The sequence below is a fragment of the Bifidobacterium asteroides genome, assembly GCF_009683175.1.
GTDB lineage: Bacteria > Actinomycetota > Actinomycetes > Actinomycetales > Bifidobacteriaceae > Bombiscardovia > Bombiscardovia asteroides_H.
Window position 1 is genome coordinate 1 of the sequence record NZ_WKKW01000004.1, and the last position, 23,727, is coordinate 23,727.

General features: G+C 51.8%; 24 protein-coding genes. 6 read left to right on the top strand and 18 right to left on the bottom strand.

Annotated elements, in window-relative coordinates:
• Positions 1 to 2,098 precede the first annotated feature (2,098 nt).
• Together GKC41_RS06220 and GKC41_RS06225 are read left to right on the top strand one after the other, a co-directional pair.
• Positions 2,099 to 2,623 carry a hypothetical protein gene (locus GKC41_RS06220; protein ID WP_154313454.1) on the top strand — a complete coding sequence of 175 codons (525 nt, stop codon included), beginning with the start codon at positions 2,099 to 2,101 and terminating at the stop codon, positions 2,621 to 2,623.
• 818 nt (positions 2,624 to 3,441) lie between these two features.
• Positions 3,442 to 3,924 carry a hypothetical protein gene (locus tag GKC41_RS06225; protein WP_154313455.1) on the top strand — a complete coding sequence of 161 codons (483 nt, stop codon included), beginning with the start codon at positions 3,442 to 3,444 and terminating at the stop codon, positions 3,922 to 3,924.
• Between the two features lie 148 nt (positions 3,925 to 4,072).
• Here GKC41_RS06225 and GKC41_RS06230 read toward each other — a convergent pair whose 3' ends face one another.
• The 5 genes from GKC41_RS06230 to GKC41_RS06250 form a co-directional block, all read right to left on the bottom strand.
• The gene (locus GKC41_RS06230; RefSeq protein WP_154313456.1) at positions 4,073 to 4,747 is read right to left on the bottom strand and encodes a response regulator transcription factor; all 675 of its coding nucleotides are present in this window, start codon (positions 4,745 to 4,747) and stop codon (positions 4,073 to 4,075) included.
• Positions 4,744 to 6,204 (bottom strand): sensor histidine kinase, encoded by a 1,461-nt coding sequence (locus GKC41_RS09030; protein WP_324612073.1) that lies wholly within the window; start codon positions 6,202 to 6,204, stop codon positions 4,744 to 4,746. Before GKC41_RS09030 ends, GKC41_RS06230 begins: the two co-directional genes overlap by 4 nt.
• Positions 6,132 to 6,932 (bottom strand): ABC transporter permease, encoded by an 801-nt coding sequence (locus GKC41_RS06240; protein ID WP_154313458.1) that lies wholly within the window; start codon positions 6,930 to 6,932, stop codon positions 6,132 to 6,134. The genes GKC41_RS09030 and GKC41_RS06240 overlap by 73 nt, the downstream gene beginning before the upstream one ends.
• Positions 6,929 to 7,681 (bottom strand): ABC transporter permease, encoded by a 753-nt coding sequence (locus GKC41_RS06245; RefSeq protein ID WP_229281686.1) that lies wholly within the window; start codon positions 7,679 to 7,681, stop codon positions 6,929 to 6,931. The genes GKC41_RS06240 and GKC41_RS06245 overlap by 4 nt, the downstream gene beginning before the upstream one ends.
• 95 nt (positions 7,682 to 7,776) lie before the next feature.
• Positions 7,777 to 8,742 carry an ABC transporter ATP-binding protein gene (locus GKC41_RS06250; protein ID WP_229281687.1) on the bottom strand — a complete coding sequence of 322 codons (966 nt, stop codon included), beginning with the start codon at positions 8,740 to 8,742 and terminating at the stop codon, positions 7,777 to 7,779.
• A 406-nt stretch (positions 8,743 to 9,148) separates the two neighbouring features.
• Here GKC41_RS06250 and GKC41_RS06255 point away from each other — a divergent pair, with 406 nt between their 5' ends.
• Both GKC41_RS06255 and GKC41_RS06260 read left to right on the top strand, forming a co-directional pair.
• Positions 9,149 to 9,928, top strand: a complete 780-nt coding sequence (locus tag GKC41_RS06255; RefSeq protein WP_154313461.1) for a MerR family transcriptional regulator — start codon at positions 9,149 to 9,151, stop codon at positions 9,926 to 9,928.
• Positions 9,929 to 10,012: 84 nt separating this feature from the next.
• Positions 10,013 to 10,540 (top strand): VOC family protein, encoded by a 528-nt coding sequence (locus tag GKC41_RS06260; protein WP_154313462.1) that lies wholly within the window; start codon positions 10,013 to 10,015, stop codon positions 10,538 to 10,540.
• A 308-nt stretch (positions 10,541 to 10,848) separates the two neighbouring features.
• Here GKC41_RS06260 and GKC41_RS06265 read toward each other — a convergent pair whose 3' ends face one another.
• The 12 genes from GKC41_RS06265 to GKC41_RS06320 all read right to left on the bottom strand — a co-directional run bounded on the left by GKC41_RS06265 (position 10,849) and on the right by GKC41_RS06320 (position 21,336).
• Positions 10,849 to 11,274, bottom strand: coding sequence for a DUF2511 domain-containing protein (locus tag GKC41_RS06265; protein WP_229281688.1), 426 nt, complete (start codon positions 11,272 to 11,274; stop codon positions 10,849 to 10,851).
• 15 nt (positions 11,275 to 11,289) lie between these two features.
• Entirely contained in the window at positions 11,290 to 12,150 is an 861-nt protein-coding gene (locus GKC41_RS06270; protein WP_154313464.1) for an ATP-binding cassette domain-containing protein, read from the bottom strand.
• Between the two features lie 31 nt (positions 12,151 to 12,181).
• Entirely contained in the window at positions 12,182 to 12,940 is a 759-nt protein-coding gene (locus GKC41_RS06275; protein ID WP_154313465.1) for a murein hydrolase transporter LrgB, read from the bottom strand.
• Positions 12,937 to 13,422 (bottom strand): hypothetical protein, encoded by a 486-nt coding sequence (locus GKC41_RS06280; RefSeq protein ID WP_198229339.1) that lies wholly within the window; start codon positions 13,420 to 13,422, stop codon positions 12,937 to 12,939. The genes GKC41_RS06275 and GKC41_RS06280 overlap by 4 nt, the downstream gene beginning before the upstream one ends.
• A gap of 239 nt (positions 13,423 to 13,661) precedes the next feature.
• A complete protein-coding gene (locus tag GKC41_RS06285; RefSeq protein ID WP_154313467.1) occupies positions 13,662 to 14,507 on the bottom strand; it encodes a hypothetical protein in 846 nt (281 codons plus the stop codon).
• Between the two features lie 14 nt (positions 14,508 to 14,521).
• On the bottom strand, positions 14,522 to 15,118 hold the full coding sequence (locus tag GKC41_RS06290; RefSeq protein WP_324612074.1) for an RNA polymerase sigma factor: 597 nt from the start codon (positions 15,116 to 15,118) through the stop codon (positions 14,522 to 14,524).
• 241 nt (positions 15,119 to 15,359) lie between these two features.
• Complete coding sequence (locus GKC41_RS06295; protein WP_154313468.1) at positions 15,360 to 15,893, bottom strand: ClbS/DfsB family four-helix bundle protein; 534 nt, start codon at positions 15,891 to 15,893, stop codon at positions 15,360 to 15,362.
• Between the two features lie 281 nt (positions 15,894 to 16,174).
• Positions 16,175 to 17,560 (bottom strand): hypothetical protein, encoded by a 1,386-nt coding sequence (locus GKC41_RS06300; RefSeq protein ID WP_046322885.1) that lies wholly within the window; start codon positions 17,558 to 17,560, stop codon positions 16,175 to 16,177.
• A 32-nt stretch (positions 17,561 to 17,592) separates the two neighbouring features.
• Positions 17,593 to 18,324, bottom strand: a complete 732-nt coding sequence (locus GKC41_RS06305; RefSeq protein WP_229281689.1) for an ABC transporter ATP-binding protein — start codon at positions 18,322 to 18,324, stop codon at positions 17,593 to 17,595.
• A 315-nt stretch (positions 18,325 to 18,639) separates the two neighbouring features.
• The gene (locus GKC41_RS06310) at positions 18,640 to 19,680 is read right to left on the bottom strand and encodes a zinc-dependent alcohol dehydrogenase family protein (protein WP_154313469.1); all 1,041 of its coding nucleotides are present in this window, start codon (positions 19,678 to 19,680) and stop codon (positions 18,640 to 18,642) included.
• A gap of 237 nt (positions 19,681 to 19,917) precedes the next feature.
• Entirely contained in the window at positions 19,918 to 20,487 is a 570-nt protein-coding gene (locus tag GKC41_RS06315) for an endonuclease III domain-containing protein (protein WP_229281690.1), read from the bottom strand.
• Positions 20,488 to 20,661: 174 nt separating this feature from the next.
• The gene (locus GKC41_RS06320) at positions 20,662 to 21,336 is read right to left on the bottom strand and encodes an HAD family hydrolase (RefSeq protein WP_154313471.1); all 675 of its coding nucleotides are present in this window, start codon (positions 21,334 to 21,336) and stop codon (positions 20,662 to 20,664) included.
• A 284-nt stretch (positions 21,337 to 21,620) separates the two neighbouring features.
• On the opposite strand from GKC41_RS06320, the gene GKC41_RS06325 reads away from it, so the two are divergent.
• Both GKC41_RS06325 and GKC41_RS06330 read left to right on the top strand, forming a co-directional pair.
• Positions 21,621 to 21,959, top strand: a complete 339-nt coding sequence (locus GKC41_RS06325; RefSeq protein WP_154313472.1) for a metalloregulator ArsR/SmtB family transcription factor — start codon at positions 21,621 to 21,623, stop codon at positions 21,957 to 21,959.
• Between the two features lie 10 nt (positions 21,960 to 21,969).
• Positions 21,970 to 22,698: an SdpI family protein gene (locus tag GKC41_RS06330; protein WP_154313473.1), complete on the top strand. Its 729-nt coding sequence runs from the start codon at positions 21,970 to 21,972 to the stop codon at positions 22,696 to 22,698.
• A 371-nt stretch (positions 22,699 to 23,069) separates the two neighbouring features.
• Here the strand turns inward: GKC41_RS06330 and GKC41_RS06335 are convergent, their stop codons facing one another.
• Complete coding sequence (locus GKC41_RS06335) at positions 23,070 to 23,549, bottom strand: GNAT family N-acetyltransferase (protein ID WP_154313474.1); 480 nt, start codon at positions 23,547 to 23,549, stop codon at positions 23,070 to 23,072.
• Positions 23,550 to 23,727 lie beyond the last annotated feature (178 nt).

Here is a 23,727-nt window from a genome sequence, read left to right on the forward strand (position 1 = left end):
AATACAAGTATTGCTTGCGTGACGGTTAAAAGTCTTCCATAAATTATTGACAAAAGATGCAATAAGTCAAAAGTTATTGTAAAGTACGATTCGTATGCGCTAAGGGCATACCTAATTTAGGGGAAGGAGGGGAACATGAACAACTCATTGCAAAATCTGCAGGAAGCAGAGACTCCGCACATGGAGACTTTCAGTAACTCACAGTTTAGTTCCTATAGGCCGGTAAAGAAGAATATCAAAAAAACAGATACGAGAAATGAAAGATATTTTCCAAAATCCAAGGAAAGGGAGGGCGAGGCGCATTTTTTGCTGTCCGGAGTATAACAAACTGAATAACAAAAGGTATCGATGCCGAACACAGAGCATAAAACTCTATTTTAACCAATACTAACTACGTTCTAAATTTAGTATAAAGGAAATAGACAACAGAAACTAGCAGAAAAAACACAGTATGCTAACAAGATGTCCTTGTAATTATGCATAATCCGCCGCATCCGCCGCCCTCGGAAAATCGCTAGCCCATATCAATGGTAATAACCTTCAGCTTCTCAATATCCAATCCGAATTGTGCTCCACTCTAACATTTGTCATACTAGCAATCTCCATAAACCTTCATTCATACAAGGACACCGTGAAAGGAAAGTGACGGGCTATGTCTTACCGATCTTTTCTGTTTTAAAGGCCCATGGTTTTCAGTAGTTGCTTGAGAGCACAACTTCCCTGCCTGGTGCTCTGCCCCTCAAGTCAGCGCTGACATTAGCCATCGGGCTGCTATCGTCAATGAATATTATTATCTTATCGATCTGGCTTAGAATGATAGCTCCAGTTCACCGTCTTGCCTATTGAAGTTTGGCCAAAGGGAGAGTTACAGGGTTGAAATATGTGCTCGTTGTTTGAATCGAGTACGTCTGCAAGGTGGAAGTCGGGGATTGAAATGGCCATTTTCGATCGAAATGATCGCCTGTCGACTTACTCCCAGCTTTTTGATAGTTGTTCTTGAAACCTATCGTATTCCTTTCGCAGCTTTACCAGGCGGTAATCCATGATGTACGAACCTTACGATTGCATAAGACAGGGCGGGAATCAAGAGCATCGTTAACAGAGCTCACACGAGCATGAACACCCAATTGATCAGCCCCCATCAACTGGCGGCCAGCAGGCAATCGACTGACACCAGTCCAAGGAAAACACGGCATGAATGTTGCTCGGACTTTCCGTACTGGTGGTCCTATACTGTACTTTTCTGCATGCTGATTGGTTCCGCACAAGATTGGGATCCATCAAAACGCCCCGCCAAAGGCTCACGGCTGCGGGACAAAGTATCACGGACACGATTAATGCCTTAATCAGCCACAGCACAGTCTGTGGCATGAAGCCAACCAGAATCAATCTCATAGGAATGCTACTCGTAAGGTTTGAAATCAAGGCGGTTGTGAGCAGTAGCATCGAACGAAAACGGAAACGAGCAGTGCCAGACGATCTGGGTCGGGTATCGGCTGCTGCTTTTCAGGAGCAATGAGAGGGGGCATTCTGTGGAAAAATCGTTCATAAGCATCCACAAAACGATTGAGCGATCGAATCAAACCTCAGAAGACCTTTAGATCCCTGTTATTGTTGAAACGTCGACAGAATCATACTGATGATAGGGGGAATTTCCTAATTTGTAGGAGAAGATTTCGGAGCCTGATTACATTTTGATCGCAATAAACCGGTAGGCCGCAGATCCAATTACCACGCAGTTCTAAACACTGAGATTGTAGCGAAATTGACGGGGAAACAGTTCAGTCTGCTTAGGCTGTGTGCATAGTGTTGGCGGTCCACTCCACAGACTTTTGAGAGCATATAAAAGCTATTAGGATAAATCAAATAGCAAAGTAAGCAGTGCCGAAGAGTCCATAAAACTTTAGAAGACAACTTTGGTGGCTAGGAATGACAAAGATCTAAAAAAGCTTCAAATAAAGAATCTTGGACCGTAATTAATGCTATTTCAAATTCTCGGAAATCTGCTTATTAACCAGCTTTTAGGATATGATACGTATACTAAACTAGTAAAGTGTTAGATGAATTTTTGAATCACTGAATATGGAGGAAAACAAAAATGGATTCCTATCCTATTGGCATTGCATCGCAATCATTGAGGATTCCTGATGAGGGGGCTACATTCCGTACCATTCCAGAAGCACTTACTTTCATGGCGAAAAATAAGGTTAGTTTTACAAATCAACAAGTTCCGTCAGTTTACAGCTTCTATCAGCATTCCTCACGGTCGCCAACGGTATCTACTGGTTTAAATGCAAAAAATCCTCCTCATGTCACTGCTGCCTCTCCTGGTTTAACTAGCCTTCAAATATCATTTTTTAAAGAAGGAAAAGATAATTGGGACTTTGTTTCATCTACACCAAATAGAAAATACATTATTGAACGTTGGCCAAAAGAAGAGAATTCCAAACGTGATGGTAATTCTATAGGTCTTAAACGCCATATCTTCATAATGTATAAGCGAGACACAAGACGCAACATATACACATATCTCGGTCAATACAGGATTGTTGCTCTGTTCCCAATTGCAGAAGATGAGGCACAGACCGAAGGTTTACAGATAGCTCTTTGGGAGAGAGAGTAATCTTATTCAAAAAGATTGATTAGTCTATATATTCCATCTTCTGTCTTGCGATAATGCAACCTTTGCATAAGGGCATTGCGATTGCAGCTTTAGGACAACTCTATATAAAACTTTGTTTCAAATTCCACACCTAATAGATAGATTCCAATTACTATTCGATGGCGGGAGCCGAGTCGAGTTTTATACGCCTTATATGCGTTCGTTTAAACTAATGGTGCGACAGGACGCACTCTAATCACTTATCTGGAGTGGCACGCGATTTCCTGGGTGGGTTTGGAGGCGGTACCTTTGAAGCGAGATGCATGGACAGCATGCTAATGGGTCCTGTGTTAGGCTTTGCATTTGTGTGTCCATGTCAGTGATCTAAAACCAGTTTCTTCAACTCGATGGTGTTTTATTACGTGTATTTTGGGGTCCATTATGCTCGTGGAAGATGAACTCGTGAAGGTTGGATCGGTCTTATTCGACACACAAATATAGCTAAACGACATTAGCAGGTTAAGCGCTATGAGCACAAGCTCAAATTTGCCGGAACTGAGGCTGAAGGGGTAAGGTCGGTCAGTCAAGTGTTTCGTAATACACCTATAAAGGAACACTGTCGGGCATTATGCATTAGTCCGATTTATTGTGTCCGTACGACCATATTCGATTGCTTTGAGTTAGCGTCCCATGTGGTCTCGTAGTATTTCGGTTAGATAGCGCTTTTCAAATCATGCTATAGCTGTGGGTGCCAGGGTTTTGGTATTTTTACCTTACTCCCATCGAGATATGTAATCGTCTAATTTCTCTTTTCCGGTTCGGTCAGAGCTGGGGAGGCTATGCCGTCGGCGCTGTTCTCAACCTTCACCCAGAGGTCAAGGCCGCAGTCATGGGTTTCTGGATTCAATCGCTCGATCGATATGATGCGTCAGCCCGGCAGAAAAATCGCCGGACCTGCCGTCTCGCTTATCCTGCCCTGCCTGGGCTTATATGAGCATGTAAAGTTCGGGAAGTTTGCGGGCTATACCGCTTTGGATAGCTTGAAGAAATCCGAGGTGGGAATTTTCATCACTCAGAGCCGGGATGATCAGGTGGTACCGGTTAGATATAGTTATGACCTCTTTCATGAGGAATTTCAGTCCAATCCACGATTCAGGTTCCGTGAATACCAGGATCGCGGGCACGCCTATGTCTACTATTCCCAGGACTCGGTGCGATACCGAAAACAATTCGGCAAGGAATACAAGGAGCACATGAAGCAACTGGGTCAAAAGCCTTCTAACAAAAGCTATAACACATATTCTGCCAAGCATTTCGACTAGTCGAAGGGCTTCGAGCTGGATGTGCCGTTGATGAACCAAATGGCGGATTTTTATCGTCAATATAAGAGTTAAAGAGTTAAAACGCAGGAATTCCAGTCAGACGCGGTTTTCTTCCGTCCACGGATGAGCGAGTCGGCGTTCAATACGATTACTGATTCGTCATGTTGGCCTGATACCAAAGGACGGCGATGTTGATCCGGTCCCTGACCTTGAGTTTTGCCAGTATGCGGCTGACGGTCTTTTTGACCGAATCATGCTGCAGCTGGAGGCGCTTGGCAATCTCCGCATTCGTCAGGCCTTGACTAACCAGCGAAGCGACCTGAAGTTCGCGTTTGCCTAGTTGCGCGAATTTAAGGCGAGCCTCAGATTTATCATTAGCTTTTGGCCTTGGAACTCCTTTCCTGATCACTTCGGCCGTGATGCGCGGCGTGAGAATGGCATCGCCTGCATGCACCGCATGGATGGCTCTGTTCAGATCGGCTGTCTTGACATCCTTGAGCAGGAATCCAGATGCGCCTGCCCCTAAAGCTGTGAACGCATAGTCGTCCTCGTCGTAGGTGGTCAGAATGAGAATGCTCATTTCAGGATGGAGCTTTTTGATACGGCTGGTGGCATCCAGCCCGTCCATGACAGGCATGCGCACATCCATCAGAATCACATTGGGCAGAGGCTGCTGATTTTCCGTGGCTGTGGCCAGCTGATCCAGAGCCTCTTGGCCGTTGGCCGCCTGTGCTACGACATGCAAGGTTGGATCCTTGGCGACCATGAGTGCCAGTCCCATGCGGGTCGGGCGCTGGTCGTCGACGATCATGACACGGATCATGCACTTTCCTCCTTACCCTTGTTGTCAGCTGCTGTTGCAGCTAGTGGGGGTATGCGAGCCTGCAAGGTCCAACCGTTCGGACCAGGACCTGAATGGAAGCTGCCGCCATGAGCTTGCAATTCGGCTCTTAACCTGGCAAGGCCTGTACCGTTGTCACCGCCATCGTCAGCATCATTGTTCAAGAGCTGGCCATCATCACGAACGATGATGTCTATACAGCCCTGGCTGTCGTGATCCCAGGAGACCACAATGCGGTTGACCTTCCGTCCATGGCGGAGGGCATTGGTGACTGCCTCCCTGGTCACGGTGAAAGCGAGGTTGGCCTGTTCGGAATCCTGCGGTCGATGGCCAGTCTCTGTCAGGGCAGTGCTGATTCCGGCTTGGCGGGCGTGGTCGAGAATGGGTTTGATGTCATCCCAGCCATGCCCCTCCCCTATGGGCTGCGCTGGGTTGTTTTCAGTTCTTGCCTTTGATTGCAGGGTTTTTACAGCTGTCCGGGTGTCATCCAATCCCTGCCGTGCCAGGTCGTTGATCATAGAGATGGCCTCATCGATTTCCGGCTTTCCGCTGGCATGATCCATCCCCTCGGATAGGGCGATGATGGCGGTCAAGTCGTGACCCACGCTGTCGTGCAAATCGGCGGCGACCCTGGACTGATACATGGCCTGATCCCGCTCATGGGCCAGGGTTAGAGCATGCGAGTGCTCCTTCTCCAATGCCTGCTCTGACAAGTGTGATTGCCTTACGGAGCGTGAGAGGAAGGCGACTGTCAGACACAGGGCGAATGCCAGACCTGTTGGATACAGAAGGTCGGTGAAGTGGACATCATGATGCCAGTTGGCAGAGAGTGCAATGCTGAGCAGACCCAAAATGGTGGAACTACACAGTCCAGCTGCCAATGATGCCATGCTTTTGGCTTCTACAGCGCAGGCGTAGAGGTTGACGAGCCAAGGAATGATCAGGTAGGTGCATCCCGAGCCATAGATTGCGGCAGTCAGGGCAAGCAGGCCACTGAAAACCAGTAGGGTCGCCATAGGATATAGGCGGCGCAGGCATAGGGTGACAAGTGCGACAAAAATAATGACCACGAACAGGGGCAAGCCCCAGCTGTCAGACGTCAAAACCTGGTAAAGGGTTCGATTGGCACTGCCTGGGGCGAGAATCAGCCTGGTCAGCATCATCGTCTCGTAGATGGCGCAGAGAAAGACTGCCACGAAGGCCGTGTATGGCCGGTTCCATAACTGAATCCAACCTTGAGTCTTCTTGTCTGCCCTCATCGATGAGCCTCTTCCTGGTAACTGCTGGTAGTCCATTATGCTGTCTGACACTGAAATGTGCGACCTTACGAGTGCTGCATCCTCTCTTAATTGACTCTGCATCAAAATTAGACTGCTCTGCGGGCCTCGTGCCGGAATATAAGGAGGCTGATCAGCACCCAGAGGATTGCCGTCATGCACGAGGCCGCCATAGAGGCCGTAGACGCGATATTGCCCATGTCACGGGCTGCGGATGCAGTGGTGATCAGGGCCAGCGGATACGGCAGTGCCAAAGCCGGTGCGGCAATCGACAGCACACAGCCTGCCAGAGTGAGCAGAAACATGATGCTCATGGTTGAGGCAAAGGATTCGGCTCTGGCAGCTATGGCCTGGGTCAGAGTCATAATGACCCACACTGCCAACGTCATCGGTACGCCACGCATAAGATAGGGACCGAGTTCCGCAGGGTCGAAGCCTCCTACCAGAACACCCACGAGTATGAATTCGGATTCGAAAATGGCGACGGTAAGGAGGGATGCCAGCAGTCCGTGCAGCATCTTCCCGACTATGGCGGTCCCGACCATGCCGGAGGCATTAAGGCGCTGCCAGTTGCGTCCCTTGTGCTCGCTGGCTTCAACCTGGGCTGCAAAGGCTGCGACCAGGACTGGTATGAAGACCATGCTTGGCAGAAGGATCGCCTGCCCCCAGACCGCAGCCCAGGTCACTCCTTGAGCCTGGAAGTCCGGTCTGTAGCTCTGGTACTGGTCCCAACCGTTGAATATTCCTATGGCGTCGAAGAGCACTGTGGCTAGCCAGTACCAAGTATTGCCGGCCTTGCGGATCTCCCATCTGAAGGCGGCAGTGATCGATGGCCTAGGGCGATTCATCGGGCTAATGGTTATGGTGTTTGTCGAGTACTGTCTGTTCATCGGTCTGGCTCCTTGACCTTGACGATGAATGCTGATATTCCGGACCAGATAATGCAGGCCAGAAGGCTGGTCAGGACCTTCATCCAGGGATTGGTGACCAAGGTCATTCTGGCAAAACCATCAGAGCTGGCTGAAAACAGGAACGGGCTGGCGGCGGAACTGATCCCGGCCGGGAAGAACCAGCCCAGACCCGGCATACTCATCGGGGCCAGTCCAGTCCCGATCAGACCGGCTATCACACCCAGTCCCAGGCCTATAGCCTGCCTTTCGATAGTCAGGGAGAGGGCGAGTTGTATGGTCGTGACAGCCATGGATGAGAAGCAGGCAATCAGTGTCGGAAGGAGTATGTATTCGGCCAGACTGCCCTCGAGATGGAACCCTTGTGCCGAGGCCGTCAACGGTATCCAAGTCAGAGGAATTACGAAGCAAAGTGTAAGCGCGCACCCCGCAACTACGAGCTTGGCAAGAAACATCCCCATCGGGCTCTGGCCCAAGGAGAGCCATTTGAGATCCATGCGCTCGCTGCTCTCCATGACGGCAAGCCGGCTGGTCAGCAGGGCCGCGAGGATTGGTGCCAGCAGGCCTACGGTCTGGAAGATCTCACCTTGTGCAAGGGCTACGGTACGAGTGGCGGGGTTCGAAGATTCAGCTCGTTTCATGAATGCCAAGCCCGACCATGACGAAACCAGAACAATCATGCCCAAGGCCATCCACCAGAATGAGGAGCCTTTCAACTTGCGAAGCTCCATGGAAAGCAGAACAGGTAGCCCTCCTGGATGGGATGGGCGTGGCGGTTTTCCCAATCGAAATTCTTCGGACCGCATGGAGATTGATTCGACAGAGCTCATCGTGTGCTCCTCCGTTTAAGACCGGACGGCTTCATACCACTCTGAGCTACATGGTTCTGTAAGACATAGTTTTGTGGAATATGGTTCTGCGGGTTTTCCACTAGTTCGAGGAAGGCCTCTTCCAGGCTTTTGCGTTCGGAAGCGACACGGTATACCTGCAGACCATGCGAAACCAGTCGAGTTACCAGCGATCCGATTTGTGGATCGGGTATCTCGGGAATGCGCAGGGTTGCGCTCTTCCTGATATATTCGTGGTGAATGCCTTGAGCTTCGAGCATCTCTGATGCGAGCCCAGGATCGGACACCCGTAGATCGATATGACCCTTATCGCGCAGATTTTCCAATGTCCCCTGGTAGAGCAAATGACCACCGGCAATGATGCCAACCACCGGAGCCATCTTTTCGATCTCGGACAGGATATGACTGCTGATGATGACGGTGGCCCCCTCCGAGGCGGCCAGGTCCATGATTATCTGTCGCACCTCGACCACTGCCTCGGCATCCAAGCCATTGGTGGGCTCATCCGAAAGCAGGAGCTCTGGCTGCGAGATCAGCGCCATGGCGATGCCCAGCCGCTGCTTCATCCCTAGAGAGTAGGCGCCCGCCTTCCTCTTCTCGTATCCCCGCAATCCAACCTTGGTGAGCACTTCTGAGGCAGCCGAAACTGGCAGATCCAGATAATCGGCTACCATGCGGCAGTTATCGAGACCTGATAGGCCTGGATAGAAGCTGGGTCCTTCAATCATGGAGCCCACACGGCCCGGCTGAATCCTGCTCTTCTTTCCGACCTGCTGTCCAAGCATCCATATGCTTCCAGCAGTCGGTTTTGTCAATCCCAGGAGGAGTTTCATGGTGGTCGATTTTCCGGCTCCGTTTGGTCCCAGCAGTCCGTAGACCCCGCCTGCCGGCACCCGAAGATTCAGTCCATCCACGGCTTTGAATCCGCCATAGGCCTTGACCAACCCCTGTGTGGACACAGCCAGTTGCGGGTCGTCGTTTCCGTCCGTATATGCCATTACGCCTCCCCTTCCAATCGGAATTCAACTGATTCCTATGCAAGTTCGACGGGCGCAATCCTTCAACGCGGGAAAAGAAACTGTCCCCTGCAGGGGACACGTCGCTGCTGACGGGCTGATTTGCATCCAAAGGAAAAGAGTCTCGCTGGATTTAGTAGTCTTCATGATTGGATAGGGGCTACTTTGCAAACAAGCAGAACTAAAAGCGTCCTCATCAAGAACCTGTTATCGTCAAGAACCTGTTATTGGTTATTGGGACGCTAGGGGCCGGCGTGTGCATGCACCCACTCACCCATCCCCCAGAAAACAAACGATTTGACCTTGACATGATGGCAGGGTTTAGGGTCAAGGCATGACACGTGAGAGCGAATTCAGTGGCGAAGGCAGCAAGAGCGGCTTGAGCATCGGTCAGATGTCTGAACTTACAGGGGTCAGTAGGAGAATGCTGCGCCACTGGGAAGAGGAAGGACTGATCTATCCCATTCGTGGACTGTCGAATTACCGGCAATATATGCAGGATGACGTCGCACGGCTGGAGCGAATTGTGACCTACAGGGAGATGGGATTCAATGCCAGACAAATCAAGGCATTGCTCGATTGCAAGACACCACTTGCTTTGGACGAGTTGCAGGGACAGCGCTCACGTATTGAGGAGAAAATCCAGCTTTTTAGGAAAGCTGCGGATCGTCTGGACCGACTCATAGCCCTTGCCGAGGGAAAGTCAGGTAATGATTCAGTTCCTACGAAGTCGGAAGCATACGAACGCTGGGGTGCTAGCAGGCAGTGGCTTGAGTATGCGGAGCGAAAAGCTTCCCGCTCCGAACAAGAACAGAAAAAGGACATGACCCGGCTTAAAGACGTGGAAAGTGAGCTTGCACAAGCCAAACGAAAAGGTCTGGCTCCGACATCAGATAAGGTTCTTGAACTGATTGACGAGCATCGGCAGGCTTTGTCATGGTTCCATGTGACGCCGTCCATGCATGTCATTCTGGGGCGAATGTATGTGGCCGACCCGCGTTTCAGGCGCCATTACGAACAACTGGAACCTGGATTGGCGAAATGGATGCTGGTTGCAATCGAAACTGCAGCGCGTGCAAGCGGGATAGATCCAGCCACAGCCAGATGGGAGTGACGCAGTCAGTGTCTTCCACCCACGTATCACGTCTTCTGTTTGAGAATCCAATTGAAAATCCTTCAACTAAGGAACGAGGCAACCATGCACAACCATGACCAGCCCAAAGCTACTGCTTATACAGGTGCAGGCACAAGTCCCGTGCCGGAGCCAGGGAAAGATGCGGAGCCGCCGGAGCCTTATAGGGGCGTTTACCTCATGCCTATGTTCATGTGCCTGTATAGCCACGATCTAGAAGAATCGGAGGTTTTCTGGACGCAGGGATTGGGTTTCATCAATTTATACACCATGCCAGGCGTGATGATTCACTTGCGGCGCTGGACCTTTCAGGATGTGCTGCTCCGCAAGAGTGGCCCCAATGCTGGCAGCCCTGATGCGGATATGGAGTCCATAGGAAGCCTGAGCGTAGCAGTCACGGAAAAGCAGATATGCAAGATTGTGGATGCATGCGAGCGCCTTCGTCCGGGATCTACTTCAGCTCCATCACGTAAGCCGTGGAACTCACTCGAAGCCAGGATTCACACTCCGGAAGGCCTGATTCTTATTCTGACAGCCGCTTTGGCTGTCGACAAACAGAAGGCTCAAGTTTATCTGAACTCGCACGGTCAATGAGCAAAGTTCAAGCCCTCCTCCCCTGTCATGATTTGATTCTAAGAGCAACGATTAGATGTCTCGAACGGTCGGTGGGTTCAAACATAAGGCTCTACATCTTTGAGCAGATAATTATTGGCTCCAGCCTCGATGGCCGGCAGAACATGGTGGTAAGAGGTGCATTCCAACTGCGCTGCCAGCCAGTTGAATGGCAGGGTTGTAACAGAATGTAGATACATAATCCGGCAGGCTGCTCTGGACCCGGTAAGATCAGGTAGGCTACCTGAAGAGGACAAACCGCAAAGCCCTGTAAAATTGGTTTAATTGGTTTATTTTGGTATGTCGCAGACCGAGAAGGCAAAACTCATCAGAGTTCCTACTGACTTACTCTTGTCTGATTTTAGTGTTTCAATGCTTTTGAGATGCTCATTGTCTTGTACCTGGTTCAGTGCGTACTGTGCGCCATCTGAGGTGGTAAAGCGGAGGATGGGGTCTCCCTGCTTGCTGAGCCTGCAGGACACGGCACCTTTATCTACCTTCAAAGGCCAGGTGTGTCCCAGATCTTCCTTCGAAATTGTTTGCGGGTTACTGGTGGCTGCAACCTTATTGCTTCCATCAGTGGAATACTCTTCAGGGTGCTTCATGCCATCAGTGCATCCGACAACCCCCACTGTCAGCATAATTGTGGCGTATATCAGGAAAAGGGTTCTGAGGCTCTGCTTGATTAGCTTTATAATCATTCGACGTTCTTTCATACTTGGAGATGGTTTCTAGCGCTCGCTGGCCAAAGCCATATATCCGTCCTCAAGGTTGGGCGCAGTTTCTACAGAGCCCGCGGGCGGTGTATCGGTAACTATGCGGTATCTTGTCCCCTGTGGGGTGGGTTCCGCGTTGATGATTGTGGCATTATCCGGTGGGGCCGCGATGGGAGGCGTGACCCAGGTGTGACCGGCAGCTTCATGGATCAGCCCCTCAGTCGGCCCGTCATACTGGTTGCGTCCGAAACGTAATACGCATACCCAGGGGCAGGTTTGTGCAACGTCATCGAGTATGTGGGTGGAGAGGATAACGGTTCGATCCTGCCCCAGCTGGGCAAGGAGCGTGCGGAACCGCATGCGCTCTTCGGGATCCAACCCCGCTGTGGGCTCGTCGACTACCAGCAGCTGGGGGTCGCCCATAAGGGCCTGTGCGATGCCAACCCTGCGCCTCATACCCCCGGACAACCCTCCGATAGGTTGGTTCATCACATCATCCAACCCCACTTGTTCCAGGAGGGTATGGGCCTGCTCCTGCCGCACACGTTTATTGCCAATCATTTTCAAGATGCCGATATAATCAAGGAATCCAAGTGGCGACAGGTTGTCGTACGGGGTGATGTGCTGAGGCAGATAACCCAGGTGTCGTTTTAAATTTCGCCTATTGGCCGGCAAAGACAGGTCTTGCCCATCAATAAAAACTTTACCTTCAGTCGGTTTGATTATTCCAGTGAGAATGCGCATGAGGGTTGTTTTGCCGGCACCATTTGGACCAATAAGCCCTATCATGCCCTGTGGAAGATCAACGGTCAGATCGTTCAAAGCCGCCGGTCTCCCCCGAAAATCCTTGGTCAGATGGTCAATAGAGATAAACATGTGAGTAATTCCTTTCAGAGTCAGATGAAAGTCAGACCTGAGCTTTTATGTGGTTGGAGGCTATGTTTGCGCCAGTGAAGAGAAGGAGGATAATACACGCCTGCCAGAGCAAGGATATGACTCCCGATTGGACGGTAAAGGGGCCGTTCGCTGGTGCGTATATAGGATCGGTATGGAACCATCCTTGCGCAATGGGATCACCAATGACGGCCAGCGGGCCGCCATTGAGCGTTGGAAGTGGCAATAGGGGGGTATAGAAAGCCAGCCAGGCCCATGCCAGGACGGCAAGAATTCGGGCTACGATTGTGGGCAACAGGGCTCCTAGCAGGGCGGATATCCCCATAGCGATCAGCATTGATGGTGAGAGTATGACAAGTGCTACTGCCAGGGCCACCAGTATTGCCTTACCGTTGCCTTTAAAGGCTTGGTGTACCGCGATCAATACAAGGAAAAGCAGGGAAGATGATATGCAGATGACCCAGGCTCCCAAGACATGAGCCGAGCGGATGACGGCCATCGGCAAGGGGGAGGTGGATTCAAGTTCGTCCATACCTGTTCGCCTGCCGGCAGTCATAAGGTCGCTAAAAGATGCTGCGTATGCCAACGGGGTGAACATAGCAAGAACCTGTCCGGTAAAGACAAGACCATCTGTGTTGCTGAATCCAGGTGACATAGGAGAAGCATAGGCCAAAAAGAGGGCGAAGAGCGCCAGCGGTATGCTGGCTATCCACAAGGCCTTGCGCCGATAAAACATCAGTAGCGTGATGCGTACAAGGCTCAGTATCCTCATAGGGCTGCCACCCTTACAACATTGCGCTCCGCATCACCGCACATGTTCCATCCGAAGATTGCGCCTGCTGCTGCAATAAACAATGGAATGAGTCGTTGCCGGACCGGATCGGTTATGTATGGATCCCATATAAAACATAAAAACAGCCAAATAGCTATGGAAGCCAGCGACGATGTTGGCATAGACGTGGTGAGTACGGCTATAAGGAAAACCAGACAGTTGACAATGAATATACTGCCAACCGGGGTAACGATGCTCACCCACCCCATGTCGCGTGGCCAAAGTCGCATCATATGCAAGCCGGTAAAAAGAAGGCCTGCGGCTGCAAGAAATGCTCCGGTAATGATAAGCAGCCTGGTCACTTGAACCTTCCGCCATCCAGTTGGGGTTGACTCAGCAAGTTCAACGATTGGATCACCGTTGAGTACAAAAGCTGTAGATAGACCAGCAGCAATTACTGGCACCTGAGTAAGAACCATCATAACCGGCCGTATGCGGCGCAATGACCAAATGCTCTCCAGTACGAAGCCCGCAAGAAGAACACCTGCAGTCAGTATGAACGGCAGTAATACTAGCCTATAAAGCCTCTTGAGCTGTATACCTACGAAAGCCAACCTCGTCCACCTTCCTCATATCTGGTTTTGGCCTCGGCTGCTGCCAGACATTGTTCGCTACTCGTTCCGTCTGCTTAGTTAGTAGCGAGAGAGGATGAAAAGGTTCATTAATTTTTATCTCCACCGGCGAGTCGAGTATGCCAGGCAAGAGGAGCGGTAAGGATAACAGCAGATAGGAGTCCCACTGTCAGTAGGATGGTCCCTGCCCAGGCTGCGGTTGTAGTGGGTACCGAATTGACCCATGCCGGTAGGAAAAATGATGGCCTCAAGTTCTGCAAAGTTCTCAATAGTGGTGCAAGTACCCCTAGGAGCAGTGCAATCCACGAGCATTGCCATATGCATAAGAGGGCCACAATATTCGCCAGGAGTGTTATGGGGGCTATCGTTTGGGCAATAACTGTCAGGGGTCTTATTCCAGGGTTGATTGCAGTGACAATCAATAAGGTTACTCCCCCGACGACAATATTGGAGATGAAGGCCAGCAATAGCCTAGAACCTACTACAACTTGAGGTCCCAGGGGCATACTGAGCGTTAATTCACGATCATCTTTAATGGAAAAGACCAGGATCATGGTCAGTGCCATGTTGAGCATGAGTATATTTGAAAAGATATGCGTACCGAGACTGCCGTAACGTGCACCTTGCATAAGGTTGCTAATTAAAACGGAGCACGCTGCTATCGCAATTTCCACCAGTAAGATATATCGCGGTATGAGGCGGAATTGTGCCAGAACAAGCGGGCCACAGGAACGCACTCGACGCATGAATGGTATTGGTCGATCCGTTGCCAGCGACGGCTTCTGTTGGATGGCCTTCAGTACGCTATTAAAAGCTGGAACTGCCGGCTGAACATTCTGCTCTCTTTCCCTAAGCGCCTCTTGAACTTCACCCCGGTATTCTTCGGTGAGCGGGCCTGTGCTGTCTGGGCTTGTGCTCTTATATCGGTCTGCCATAATCACCCCTTCAATTATCTCTGGCTCTGCAGTTTTTGGGTTTTGACTGGAGCGAGGTCGGTCAACTGCGGGCGCAGGATCTGTCTTGCCCGGGCAATGCGAGATTTCACAGTCCCGACCGGAACGTCGAGCAGGGAGGCTATTTCCGGGTAGGGTAACTCGTGAAGCCATGCCAGCGTCACCGTGTATGCCATTTCTGCTGGGAGTGCATCAATCCTTTGCCGTATTATTTCCATCGTCAGATCTTTACTGACCAGTTCTACAGGCTCCAGCTGATCATCGGTTATCGAGTCAAGTTCCACCTGATCCATTTGGTCAGGTGGTTTCGGTTTGCGACGTTTCATATAGATTTGCCGCCGGGCAATGCTGAGTATCCAGGTAAGCACCTTGCTGTCTGCACGGAAGGTTTTTGAGGAACGCCAGCAGCCCAGCCAAGTGTCAGCAAAAACTTCGCTGGCATCCTCATCGTCGGATATTCGCAGGGAAATAAAGGCTTGGACGGTATGGGCATACTTATGGTAAAGTGCTTCAAAGGCCGATTCATTTCCGTCAGCCACCATCTTGATCAGCCTTATATCATCAGTATCTGGATCAATGCGAGATCGTTTCACTGATGATGTCCTTTCGATGATGTCCCTTCGCCTTTATGGGGATATGTGTCCTTCGCCGTCGTGCTTACATCCGAGATAACGTCTTGCATATTGCTATGCAAGCGGTTGTCGCGGTTTTGCTCCATTGCTATTACGAATATGCTGAGATGCTGCTTTTAGGATCGCCCATCCTGTGAATCACATCGCATGGCAACCCATTACTGTCTTGTATGAAACTGATTCTTTTCAGGTATCCTAGCGCTTATTTGCGTCCTTTCAAGTACTTCCGTATCTTCTTCAGGGCCCAGTCGTAATGGCTGGAGGTCGAAGAGATGAAGGCAGAGCCCAAGGTAGAGTTGCCTGTCCATGGGAGGGCGCCCTTGGTGAATAGCTGCTCGTCGGTGAACGATTGCGCCAGGGTCATGACCTTCTTATGGGATTCGATAAACAGGTTCAAGGCCTGATCGTAGGTGGTGTCATCATGCTTGTCCCGCAGCTTCACATTCATTTCGCCGTAATTGCGCCAGTTGTAGCCGTCAGGAAGAAAGTCGTGGGTCCTGCCCTGCTGGTTGTCCTCCACCCAGTTCAACAGCAGCTGATGCCACTCGTAGAGATGGACGAGCACATCCTTGATGTTCCTGTCGCGTGCCCAATGGGCCCCCTTCTCCTTGCTCAGGTCGAAGGAAAAGCGGCCATTGCGTTCATCTGGTGTCAGCGACTCAAGCAACGCTATGAGTTTGTCGAAGCCATCATCAGCCGCCTTGATAAGTTCTTCCTTGGTGGTCGGTCGCGCCATGATGGTCCTCCATTTGTCTTTGTTCGACAAGATTTGACTGGTTCATCGTCACCTGTCACGGTTTGTCATTGACTGTACCCTATATGGGCCTTGCAAATGCTCGTGTGTAGGAAATCGTCGCGAACTCAAGTGCTTACAGTTGCACCTACCAATTAAATACATCAAGCCGAGCGCTACATATACCGACTTAATTGATTTAACAAGAGACCTGAAGGAATGACAGAAGTCGGCAGGGTTGCTGTGGCTCAAATATGTATTCGTGTGCATACAGCAGGACTTTATTACTCGCCGATGGCATGCGATATGACGCTGACAGAGTTCTCGAATCTGGTGGTCAGAGCTTGGATTCCTGTGGCTGCGGCACCAAGCAGGGATACGATGAGCACCACTACGATCCATGCGCCCCATTGCACGCTCATCTGTGCTTTGCCCATGAAGCGTGAGAGCATGAAAGTCAGGGATGAGGTGCAGAGCAATGTGATGACCAGGGAGAACAGTGCGCTGGTAATCATAGTGATGATGCCGTCAAGCGCGCCCAATACTCTGAGCTGGCCGATTCCAGCACCTGATACGTAGGTCAGCGCCAGATCAAGTCCTCTGCCTTTGGAAGTGATCAAGGTGCCTGCAATTGCACCTGTTATCGCGATGATTATTGGCGGTCCAGTGAGCGCCAAGAGACTCGCAAACATGTCTGTGGTCGCCGGAACGCTGCCTGGTGTGTGGGGAAAAGCGACTAGCAAGGTGGTGATCATTGTGCTCAACCCTCCGCTGACGGTCATCAGCAATGATAGACCCGCAGTCATCGGGATTATCGTCGCTCCCTGGCGCTGTATGCTGCCGACAGCCTGTTGGCCTGCCAGCCTCCAGGTTCTGGATGGCAACGCTACAATACGCGTCCATATCGCCGTGAAGCCGGGCAGGAGATATGGCGCGAAAGCTGCCAGCGAAAATATCAGGAGGAACATGCCGCCCATGGCGAAGGCGAGAAATACCGTCATCCGATCTGGAGCGGCATCGCTGCTCATCTGACTGGCACGAGGGTTAGTTGCAAGTGCAAAAGCTGGAATCAGCAACATGCAGCCAGCACCAATCAAGCATACGATTCCCAGGAGGAAGCGGAAGACGCCTATCCGCTTTGGAGGGTCCTGGGATTGCCTGAGGGCTTCCATTGGTCGTATTTTCGAGAGCGAACGGATAGTCAACAAAGTGCTTATGAAGATGGGCGCAGCGCTGAAAGCGAGGCCTTTGCCTAGCGAATCGAACAGGTGGCTGCCGGCATAGGTCAAATGCAAATCAAATGGATTTGTCACCATGGCGAAGGTCAAGGGCGTAATCACCGGCAGCAAAAGGCAGGTGGCTGCAATGGACAGGATGAATAATCCCATGACTATCAGCAGATTCCAGGCCAGCAGTTGCCAAGGCAGAGCGCCTTGCAAAACCATGAGCGCCAGTTGATGCCGGCGTTGATTCAGTGCTGAATTCATGACCCATAGCAGCACAGCTATGGTGATGATCACGCTGAATGCCAAGGCGGGACCAGTGTATGTGGATCCAAGTACCTGCTCCGGGCCCTGATAGTCCTGATCAATGATCGTGGCGATCGCGATGAGGGAGCAGATGACAGTCTGGGATACGACCATGGCCAGCAAGACGGCGCTCCAGACCATGGGCGCTGCTTTGAGTTCGGACAGAGCGCCTCTCATGCCATGGGCGCTTTCGCAGAGAATGACTGGCTGATTCGGCCATCGCGCACGGCAAACAACCGATCGCACTGACCTGCCACTTCATTGCTATGCGTCACCAGTATGATGGTTTTCTTCTCGTGGTTGGCGAGTTCCTTCAGCACCGATATGACCTTTTCTCCGGATTCCTGATCCAGGGCGCCAGTCGGCTCGTCCGCGAATACCACGTCTGCGTCGGATAACAGGACGCGGGCCAGGGCAACACGTTGCTGCTCGCCGCCTGACAGCAGGGTGACGCTTTGCTTTTTCTGATCGATCAAGCCAAAGTACTTCAAGAGTGAATCCGCCGTCTTTCTGGGAAAGCGGGATCCGCGAAGGGTGAATGGCAGAGCCAGATTCTGTTCGACTGTCATGCTGGTGATCAGGTTGTAGGACTGGAATACAAAGCCTAGATGCTGGCGTCTGAACTTGGTCATGGCCGACAGCCCCAGACGGGTTATGTCCTTGCCCAGCAGAAGCACAGTGCCGCTAGTGGCCTTCTCCAGCCCAGCCAGGCAGTACAGCAGAGTTGATTTGCCGCTGCCTGACGGCCCGATGATGCCGGTCATCTCCCCCGGATAGGCAGTGAATGAGATGTCATTGAGAATGGTCAGTGAATCGCCGCGGCGCGGGGAGACCACCATGGACAGCCCCGTAGCTTCAATCGTGGGTGTCGGGCCTCTGCTTTCGCTTACGTTGGGGTTATTCATGGTTGCATCTTTCCCTTGGTTGATCATCGACAACCTTCCAGACCGAGGCATCTACGCTCAGTAATGCTGATTCGCCTCGCAGATGTCATGTGCCCTCGTTCGTCGCTTGACCCTGTATGACGGTCATCCTTGTCGTCATCAGTCAATTCCATTGATATCAGCGAAAGAAGGGATGAAATACCCTGGTTTACCCTGAATTATCCCTGACTCGGCCCTGATTTTTTCGAAATAACGGACATGTTCGAGCAGCTATGCTTATGCGCCGCCACTGGCAAAGTCAGTAGCGGCGGGGATCAGCTGATTACTGCTGCAGGCTCATTCGCTGACAAGCAGTAGGGATTTGATGGCGGTGCGCTGGTCCATGGCCTCATAGGCCTCCTGGATGTGATCCAGGGCAAAGCGCTGGGTAAAGACCTTGCCTGGCTGGATGCTGCCCTTGAGCACCTGGTCAAGCAGCAGAAGCCTGTCATATGTGGTGACCGCGGCCGTGCCTCCTCGCAGACCGACATTGCGCCAGAACAGCTTAGAGGTGTCCATGGTAGCCTGCTGCGGCACACCCACCCTGCCGACCACTGCGCCGGGCCGGGCCACCCTGACGGCGGTATCGGTGGACAGTTCGGTGCCCACGCATTCCAGAACCGCATCGGCTCCTGCACCGTCGGTGAGGGCCATGACCTGCTCCACAGCAGCGTCGCCGCGTTCAGCCACGATGTCAGTCGCTCCGAATTCACGCGCCAGCTTCTGGCGGTCCTCATGCCGGCTCATGGCGATGATGCGTTCGGCCCCACGCAGCTTGGCTGCTATGACACCGCACAGACCCACCGCTCCATCGCCCATGACCACGACCGTATCGCCTTCTTTGACCTGGGCTGTTGCGGCTGCATGATAACCGGTGGCCATCACGTCGGAGAGGGTCAGCAGAGAGTCCAGCATGTCGTCGCTGTAGTCCCCGGGCTGGCCTGGAATTTTCACCAAGGCCCAGTCCGCGTTGGTGAATCGTAGATACTCGCTCTGGTAGCCGCCGCTCCCCCGCCTGTCCGGATCAAGGCAGTCACCGTCGAAGCCGGCCCTGCAGGCTGCGCAGTGCCCGCAGCCATGAGTGAAGGGTGCTACGACGAAGTCACCAGGTTTGACATGAGTGACATCCGAGCCCACCTTTTCGACCAGGCCGATGGCCTCGTGCCCTACGTGACTGCCTGAGGGCATTGAGGAAATACCCCGGTACCACCACAGGTCGGATCCGCACACGCAGGCCCGGATGACCCGAATCACGGCATCTTTAGGCTTTTCGATGGTCGGCATCGGTGATTCCTCCAGCTCGATGCGGCCTGGCTTTACAAACTTTGCTGCCTTCATGCTCTTGCTCCCCATTCTTCACTACCTGGCGTATTTGCCTGCCAAGTATGCGGATGAAACATAGTCTACGGAGTTCAATCCGCTCGAAGTCAAGTCAATACCTTATTGTGCGCGATTCACCGAGGTTCGGACAAGATTGTTACGCGGGAACACGGTCATAAGATGCAGCCGTATAGAGGTGGCGTATAGGTGTACCGTCATATGCCTTGTGACTCGGCCGAACCTCGAGGGATCAACTCATTTGGAAGAGCTTTCATGACCGCCAAGTTCCTTAAGGAAGGCGGCATAGGCTTGGGGGCTGCGATGGTTTTTGCCTGCTTGGACAATCAACCCGTGATATTCGCGCAGATCGTTGAGTGACCATTGATCAACACGGATAAAATCCGCCTCGTACTCTTCGCCCTCCTGGTATGACTGCAGGGAGGCCCAACCCAGGTCGTCCAGCATCCGGCGTGCATAGGCGTCCCAGATGAAGCAAGGCTGGCCGAAGGCATAAAGCCGTATGACGTCCGCTGTCTCGCGTCCAACCCCGGCAATGGTGAGCAGGTCGTCACGCAGACCTTCATCCGCGCAGTCCTCAACATCGGCCGTGTGGATGCCACGAGCCAGCAGCCACTGAGCCAGGGCTTTGCAGGTGCGTGCCTTGGCCTTCATGAAGCCGCTTGATCTGATCAAGTTTGTCAGCCTTGCCAGGTCAACGTCGGCCATGTTGCAGGGGTTGAGCAGATCGGCCGTGCGCAGCTGCTCGATGGACATGGCCGCGTTCCTCCAGGCTGTATGCTGGACCAGCACCGCCCCGATCATCATTTCGAAGTCAGTCTCTGCCGGCCACCAATTCTGAGATCCCAGGCGAGCGAGCAAACGTGAATACAGCCACTTTGAGCAACCGGCATTTATCCTGCCTGAATTGCCCATAACGCCTCCACCAAACTACTTGACGCTTTTCATGGTAACAGCTGGCTCCAGCCGGCGCGAAGCGAGTCAGAGAATGGCAGGCGCCTGGGCGAAGTCAGTGATAGCGCCATCAGCCTCAGAGCGGATGGCATCCCAATCCTTGGCCGAAGACTGGTCGTACATGGCCCAGACCTTCATCCCAGCGTGTTTGGCCGAATCGACGGCGACCAGAAGATCCTCGAACACTGTGCAGTGGTCGGGCGCAACTCCCAGCATCCGTGAAGCCAACAGGTAGATTTCCGGTTCCTCCTTGCCAATGCTTTTGGCATCATCCACGCTGCAGACCTGGTCGAAACAATCGGTCATGCCAGCGTGCTTCACAGCAGCCTGTCGCAGGCGCGGCGGAAGGCTGGTTGCCACAGCCAGGGCGGCACCGCTGGCTTTTAGCGCCTGCAGGTAATCAAGTGCATGTGGCTTGGGTTGTACAGCTGTGGCGTAGAGCAGGAGTGCGTCCTCGTTCCATTCCTCCACAAGATCTTCTGGGCGCTCGTCAAGGTGGAAGCGGTCGATGGTGTATCTGGCGATGGCACCGGTCTGCATGGAGGCGACTACAGATGCGTAATCGTCCGGCATAGGGATGTTGCGGCGAGCAAAGAATCGTTGGTCGATTTCCTTCCAAACTCCCATAGAATCCAGAAGTGTGCCGTCGAGATCGAAGATAGCGGCCTTGCCAATGTTGGCTTTTATTCCATTTTCGCCCATGCCGCAAATTCTCCTGTTCGCCGAAGTTATTCATAGTAGCATGACCTCAGATCGGGTCTGGCTCACCGGGTTTGAGCCAATGTTCTCCCCAACCAGCCTTGGCTTCAGAAAAGTAGGTATGTTCAACAGTTTAATGTCGCCACGACAGGCATCAATCCGGGCGATTGTCAATTATTTTGCGCTCAGTGAGTGAAAAGCGCATAAAAGTTGAAGAAGATATACAATATTGGTTGAAACAATGTTAGCATGCAAATACTAGAGAAAATCATCGAAAAAGGAGACTTATGGCTATTCAAGAAACAACAGCGGCTCTGGCTGATCCCCTGCGTCGTCGTGTGCTGGATCTTTTGGAGCAGGGCGGCATGGAGGCTGGACGCCTGGCTGAAAAGCTGGGAATGACGCCATCCAAGCTGTCCTATCATCTGCGGAAGTTGAAAGAAGCAGACCTGATTGTCGGCCACAAGCAGGGCACCAGGGTCATCTACGAACTCAATCTGAGTGTGCTGGACAGCACTATTCAGTGGCTCTACCGCCTGCGGACCAGCGCCAGCGACAAGAGAAGTCTGCCCGAGCCGCAGGCTGTGAGCAAGGAAACTGGTTCGACGGCGGTTTCCGAGTCCTAAGGAGACTCTCATGGGGGATGGCAGCAAAGCGGGTCGGTTCGTCCCGACCCTTGTCGCGGCTCAGTGGTTGCCGGGGATAATCATGCTGGGCGTAAGCCGCATAGTGATCAATCGTCTGCCGAACGAAAACGTCCCGCTTCATTGGAACGCACAGAACCAGGTGGATCGTTGGGGCTCTCCCCAGGAGCTGGTTTGGATGCCCTGCTTCTGCCTTGTCATTGCGCTGATTTGGACCATCCTCATGCTCGTCCTGCGCGCATATTTGATTAAACGTGGTGATGAAGCGGGACATACTTTGACCGTTTTTCTGCTGGGTGGGCTATGCGTGCAGATTATTTTCACTGTTATAGATCTGTTCGAAATAGCTGTTGCTGATCCGCATTGGGGATGGTGGCCGACGGATTTCGGCATTGATAAGGTCGCCATGCTATTGACTGGTCTGACTCTCATAGTCATCGGCAATCTTGCTCCTAAAACCAGACCCAACGGCATCAGCGGTTTTCGGGTGCCAGGTGCCTACGCCAGCCGCGAGGCTTGGCGCCGTTGTCAGCAGTTTGGCGGGGTGCTCTTCATGATTCTGGGCGTGGTCATGATCCTGTCTGCCCTGGCTTATAGCGGAGTCAGGCTCTATTGGATTTGTGGAACCGCTCTGGCAATCGCTCTTGTACTCATTCTTGCCTATGGTTCATACGCTGGCAGAAAGTATGCCGGGCAGGGAGAACCTGTCTACCACCGTTAGTTCCTGTAGGCAATGCGTGAGCTAAAGGGGACTGTGAATGACAGATCAGGATACAAGTAAGAACTTCCTGAATTCGAAGGAAGGATGTCGATGCTGATTTAGACCAAATCAAGTATCCGGCGCCATGGTGCTCTATTAGCGGCCATGGCGCACAGCCTGTATTTCATGGAAAATAGTTTGTCAAAAACAAGGATTAAAGCCAGCGCACTTCTATCGGGGTTTACTGTGGATGTAAGAGCATCCCCGGTATCTTTCTCGTCCAACTAACCCAAGAATGGCTGGCTACACGCCCAGCAATCACCCGCACGTTCACCCGCTTGAACTTGCATAGCTATCTACTCAGTGTAGATCCCAGGGAAGTTCTTGCTTTCTTAGCAACGATCCGCAGTTTTGCTTAAATTAATGAATTCATATACGCCATCGTTTGATTTCTGCAGCTTGGAACCATCTATTTTAAATCCCGCTCTCTGATAAACTTTGATTGCACGCTTATTGAAGCTGGCTACTGATAGAATTATTAATTCATAATTGAAATTATTCTGTATAAAGGCTTCAATTTCTTTAACGAAATTTAATCCTAGCCCTCGTCCAGTCAAGTCGGGTCTCAATCCTAAACCAACTTCTACCTTTTCCTCTGATAACCTTTCCAAGCAAAAATAACCAACCAGTTCATCTTTATCGTCCAAAATCTGATAATACTTATTTGCCCGCAATCTTGGTGTGATTATCTCTTCAAGATCCTCTGGATCATTCTCCATATCATAAAAACTATACATATCGTTGTAATGCCATTCTCTGGCTATCTGGTCTGCATTTGCCTGAGTTAATAACGCTATTTTTTCAAACTTCATATTTTCCCTTACTCAATATACAGACTCGGAATTTATATTGGTAATAATGGTACAAAGACCTCAGTTTTAGCGACTCCAAAGTCAATCAATACAACCCGAACTTTGGGAAAGACACGAATCCTGTAAGTCAAGTTTGCATTGCGCTGCTACTGGAGTGAGATGGTCGAGGTGCCGCGCC

Coding starts and splice junctions, on each gene's coding strand:
- GKC41_RS06305 (WP_229281689.1), bottom strand. CDS start 18,324: ATGAATAACCCCAACGTAAGCGAAAGCAGAGGCCCGACACCCACGATT.
- GKC41_RS06265 (WP_229281688.1), bottom strand. CDS start 11,274: ATGAAAGAACGTCGAATGATTATAAAGCTAATCAAGCAGAGCCTCAGA.
- GKC41_RS06315 (WP_229281690.1), bottom strand. CDS start 20,487: ATGATGATCGGGGCGGTGCTGGTCCAGCATACAGCCTGGAGGAACGCG.
- GKC41_RS06325 (WP_154313472.1), top strand. CDS start 21,621: ATGGCTATTCAAGAAACAACAGCGGCTCTGGCTGATCCCCTGCGTCGT.
- GKC41_RS06280 (WP_198229339.1), bottom strand. CDS start 13,422: ATGATGGTTCTTACTCAGGTGCCAGTAATTGCTGCTGGTCTATCTACA.
- GKC41_RS06320 (WP_154313471.1), bottom strand. CDS start 21,336: ATGGGCGAAAATGGAATAAAAGCCAACATTGGCAAGGCCGCTATCTTC.
- GKC41_RS06220 (WP_154313454.1), top strand. CDS start 2,099: ATGGATTCCTATCCTATTGGCATTGCATCGCAATCATTGAGGATTCCT.
- GKC41_RS06295 (WP_154313468.1), bottom strand. CDS start 15,893: ATGGCGCGACCGACCACCAAGGAAGAACTTATCAAGGCGGCTGATGAT.
- GKC41_RS06300 (WP_046322885.1), bottom strand. CDS start 17,560: ATGGTCTGGAGCGCCGTCTTGCTGGCCATGGTCGTATCCCAGACTGTC.
- GKC41_RS06255 (WP_154313461.1), top strand. CDS start 9,149: ATGACACGTGAGAGCGAATTCAGTGGCGAAGGCAGCAAGAGCGGCTTG.
- GKC41_RS06335 (WP_154313474.1), bottom strand. CDS start 23,549: ATGAAGTTTGAAAAAATAGCGTTATTAACTCAGGCAAATGCAGACCAG.
- GKC41_RS06270 (WP_154313464.1), bottom strand. CDS start 12,150: ATGTTTATCTCTATTGACCATCTGACCAAGGATTTTCGGGGGAGACCG.
- GKC41_RS06275 (WP_154313465.1), bottom strand. CDS start 12,940: ATGAGGATACTGAGCCTTGTACGCATCACGCTACTGATGTTTTATCGG.
- GKC41_RS06245 (WP_229281686.1), bottom strand. CDS start 7,681: ATGGAGCTTCGCAAGTTGAAAGGCTCCTCATTCTGGTGGATGGCCTTG.
- GKC41_RS06310 (WP_154313469.1), bottom strand. CDS start 19,680: ATGAAGGCAGCAAAGTTTGTAAAGCCAGGCCGCATCGAGCTGGAGGAA.
- GKC41_RS06330 (WP_154313473.1), top strand. CDS start 21,970: ATGGGGGATGGCAGCAAAGCGGGTCGGTTCGTCCCGACCCTTGTCGCG.
- GKC41_RS06240 (WP_154313458.1), bottom strand. CDS start 6,932: ATGAACAGACAGTACTCGACAAACACCATAACCATTAGCCCGATGAAT.
- GKC41_RS06285 (WP_154313467.1), bottom strand. CDS start 14,507: ATGGCAGACCGATATAAGAGCACAAGCCCAGACAGCACAGGCCCGCTC.
- GKC41_RS06230 (WP_154313456.1), bottom strand. CDS start 4,747: ATGATCCGTGTCATGATCGTCGACGACCAGCGCCCGACCCGCATGGGA.
- GKC41_RS06225 (WP_154313455.1), top strand. CDS start 3,442: ATGCCGTCGGCGCTGTTCTCAACCTTCACCCAGAGGTCAAGGCCGCAG.
- GKC41_RS06260 (WP_154313462.1), top strand. CDS start 10,013: ATGCACAACCATGACCAGCCCAAAGCTACTGCTTATACAGGTGCAGGC.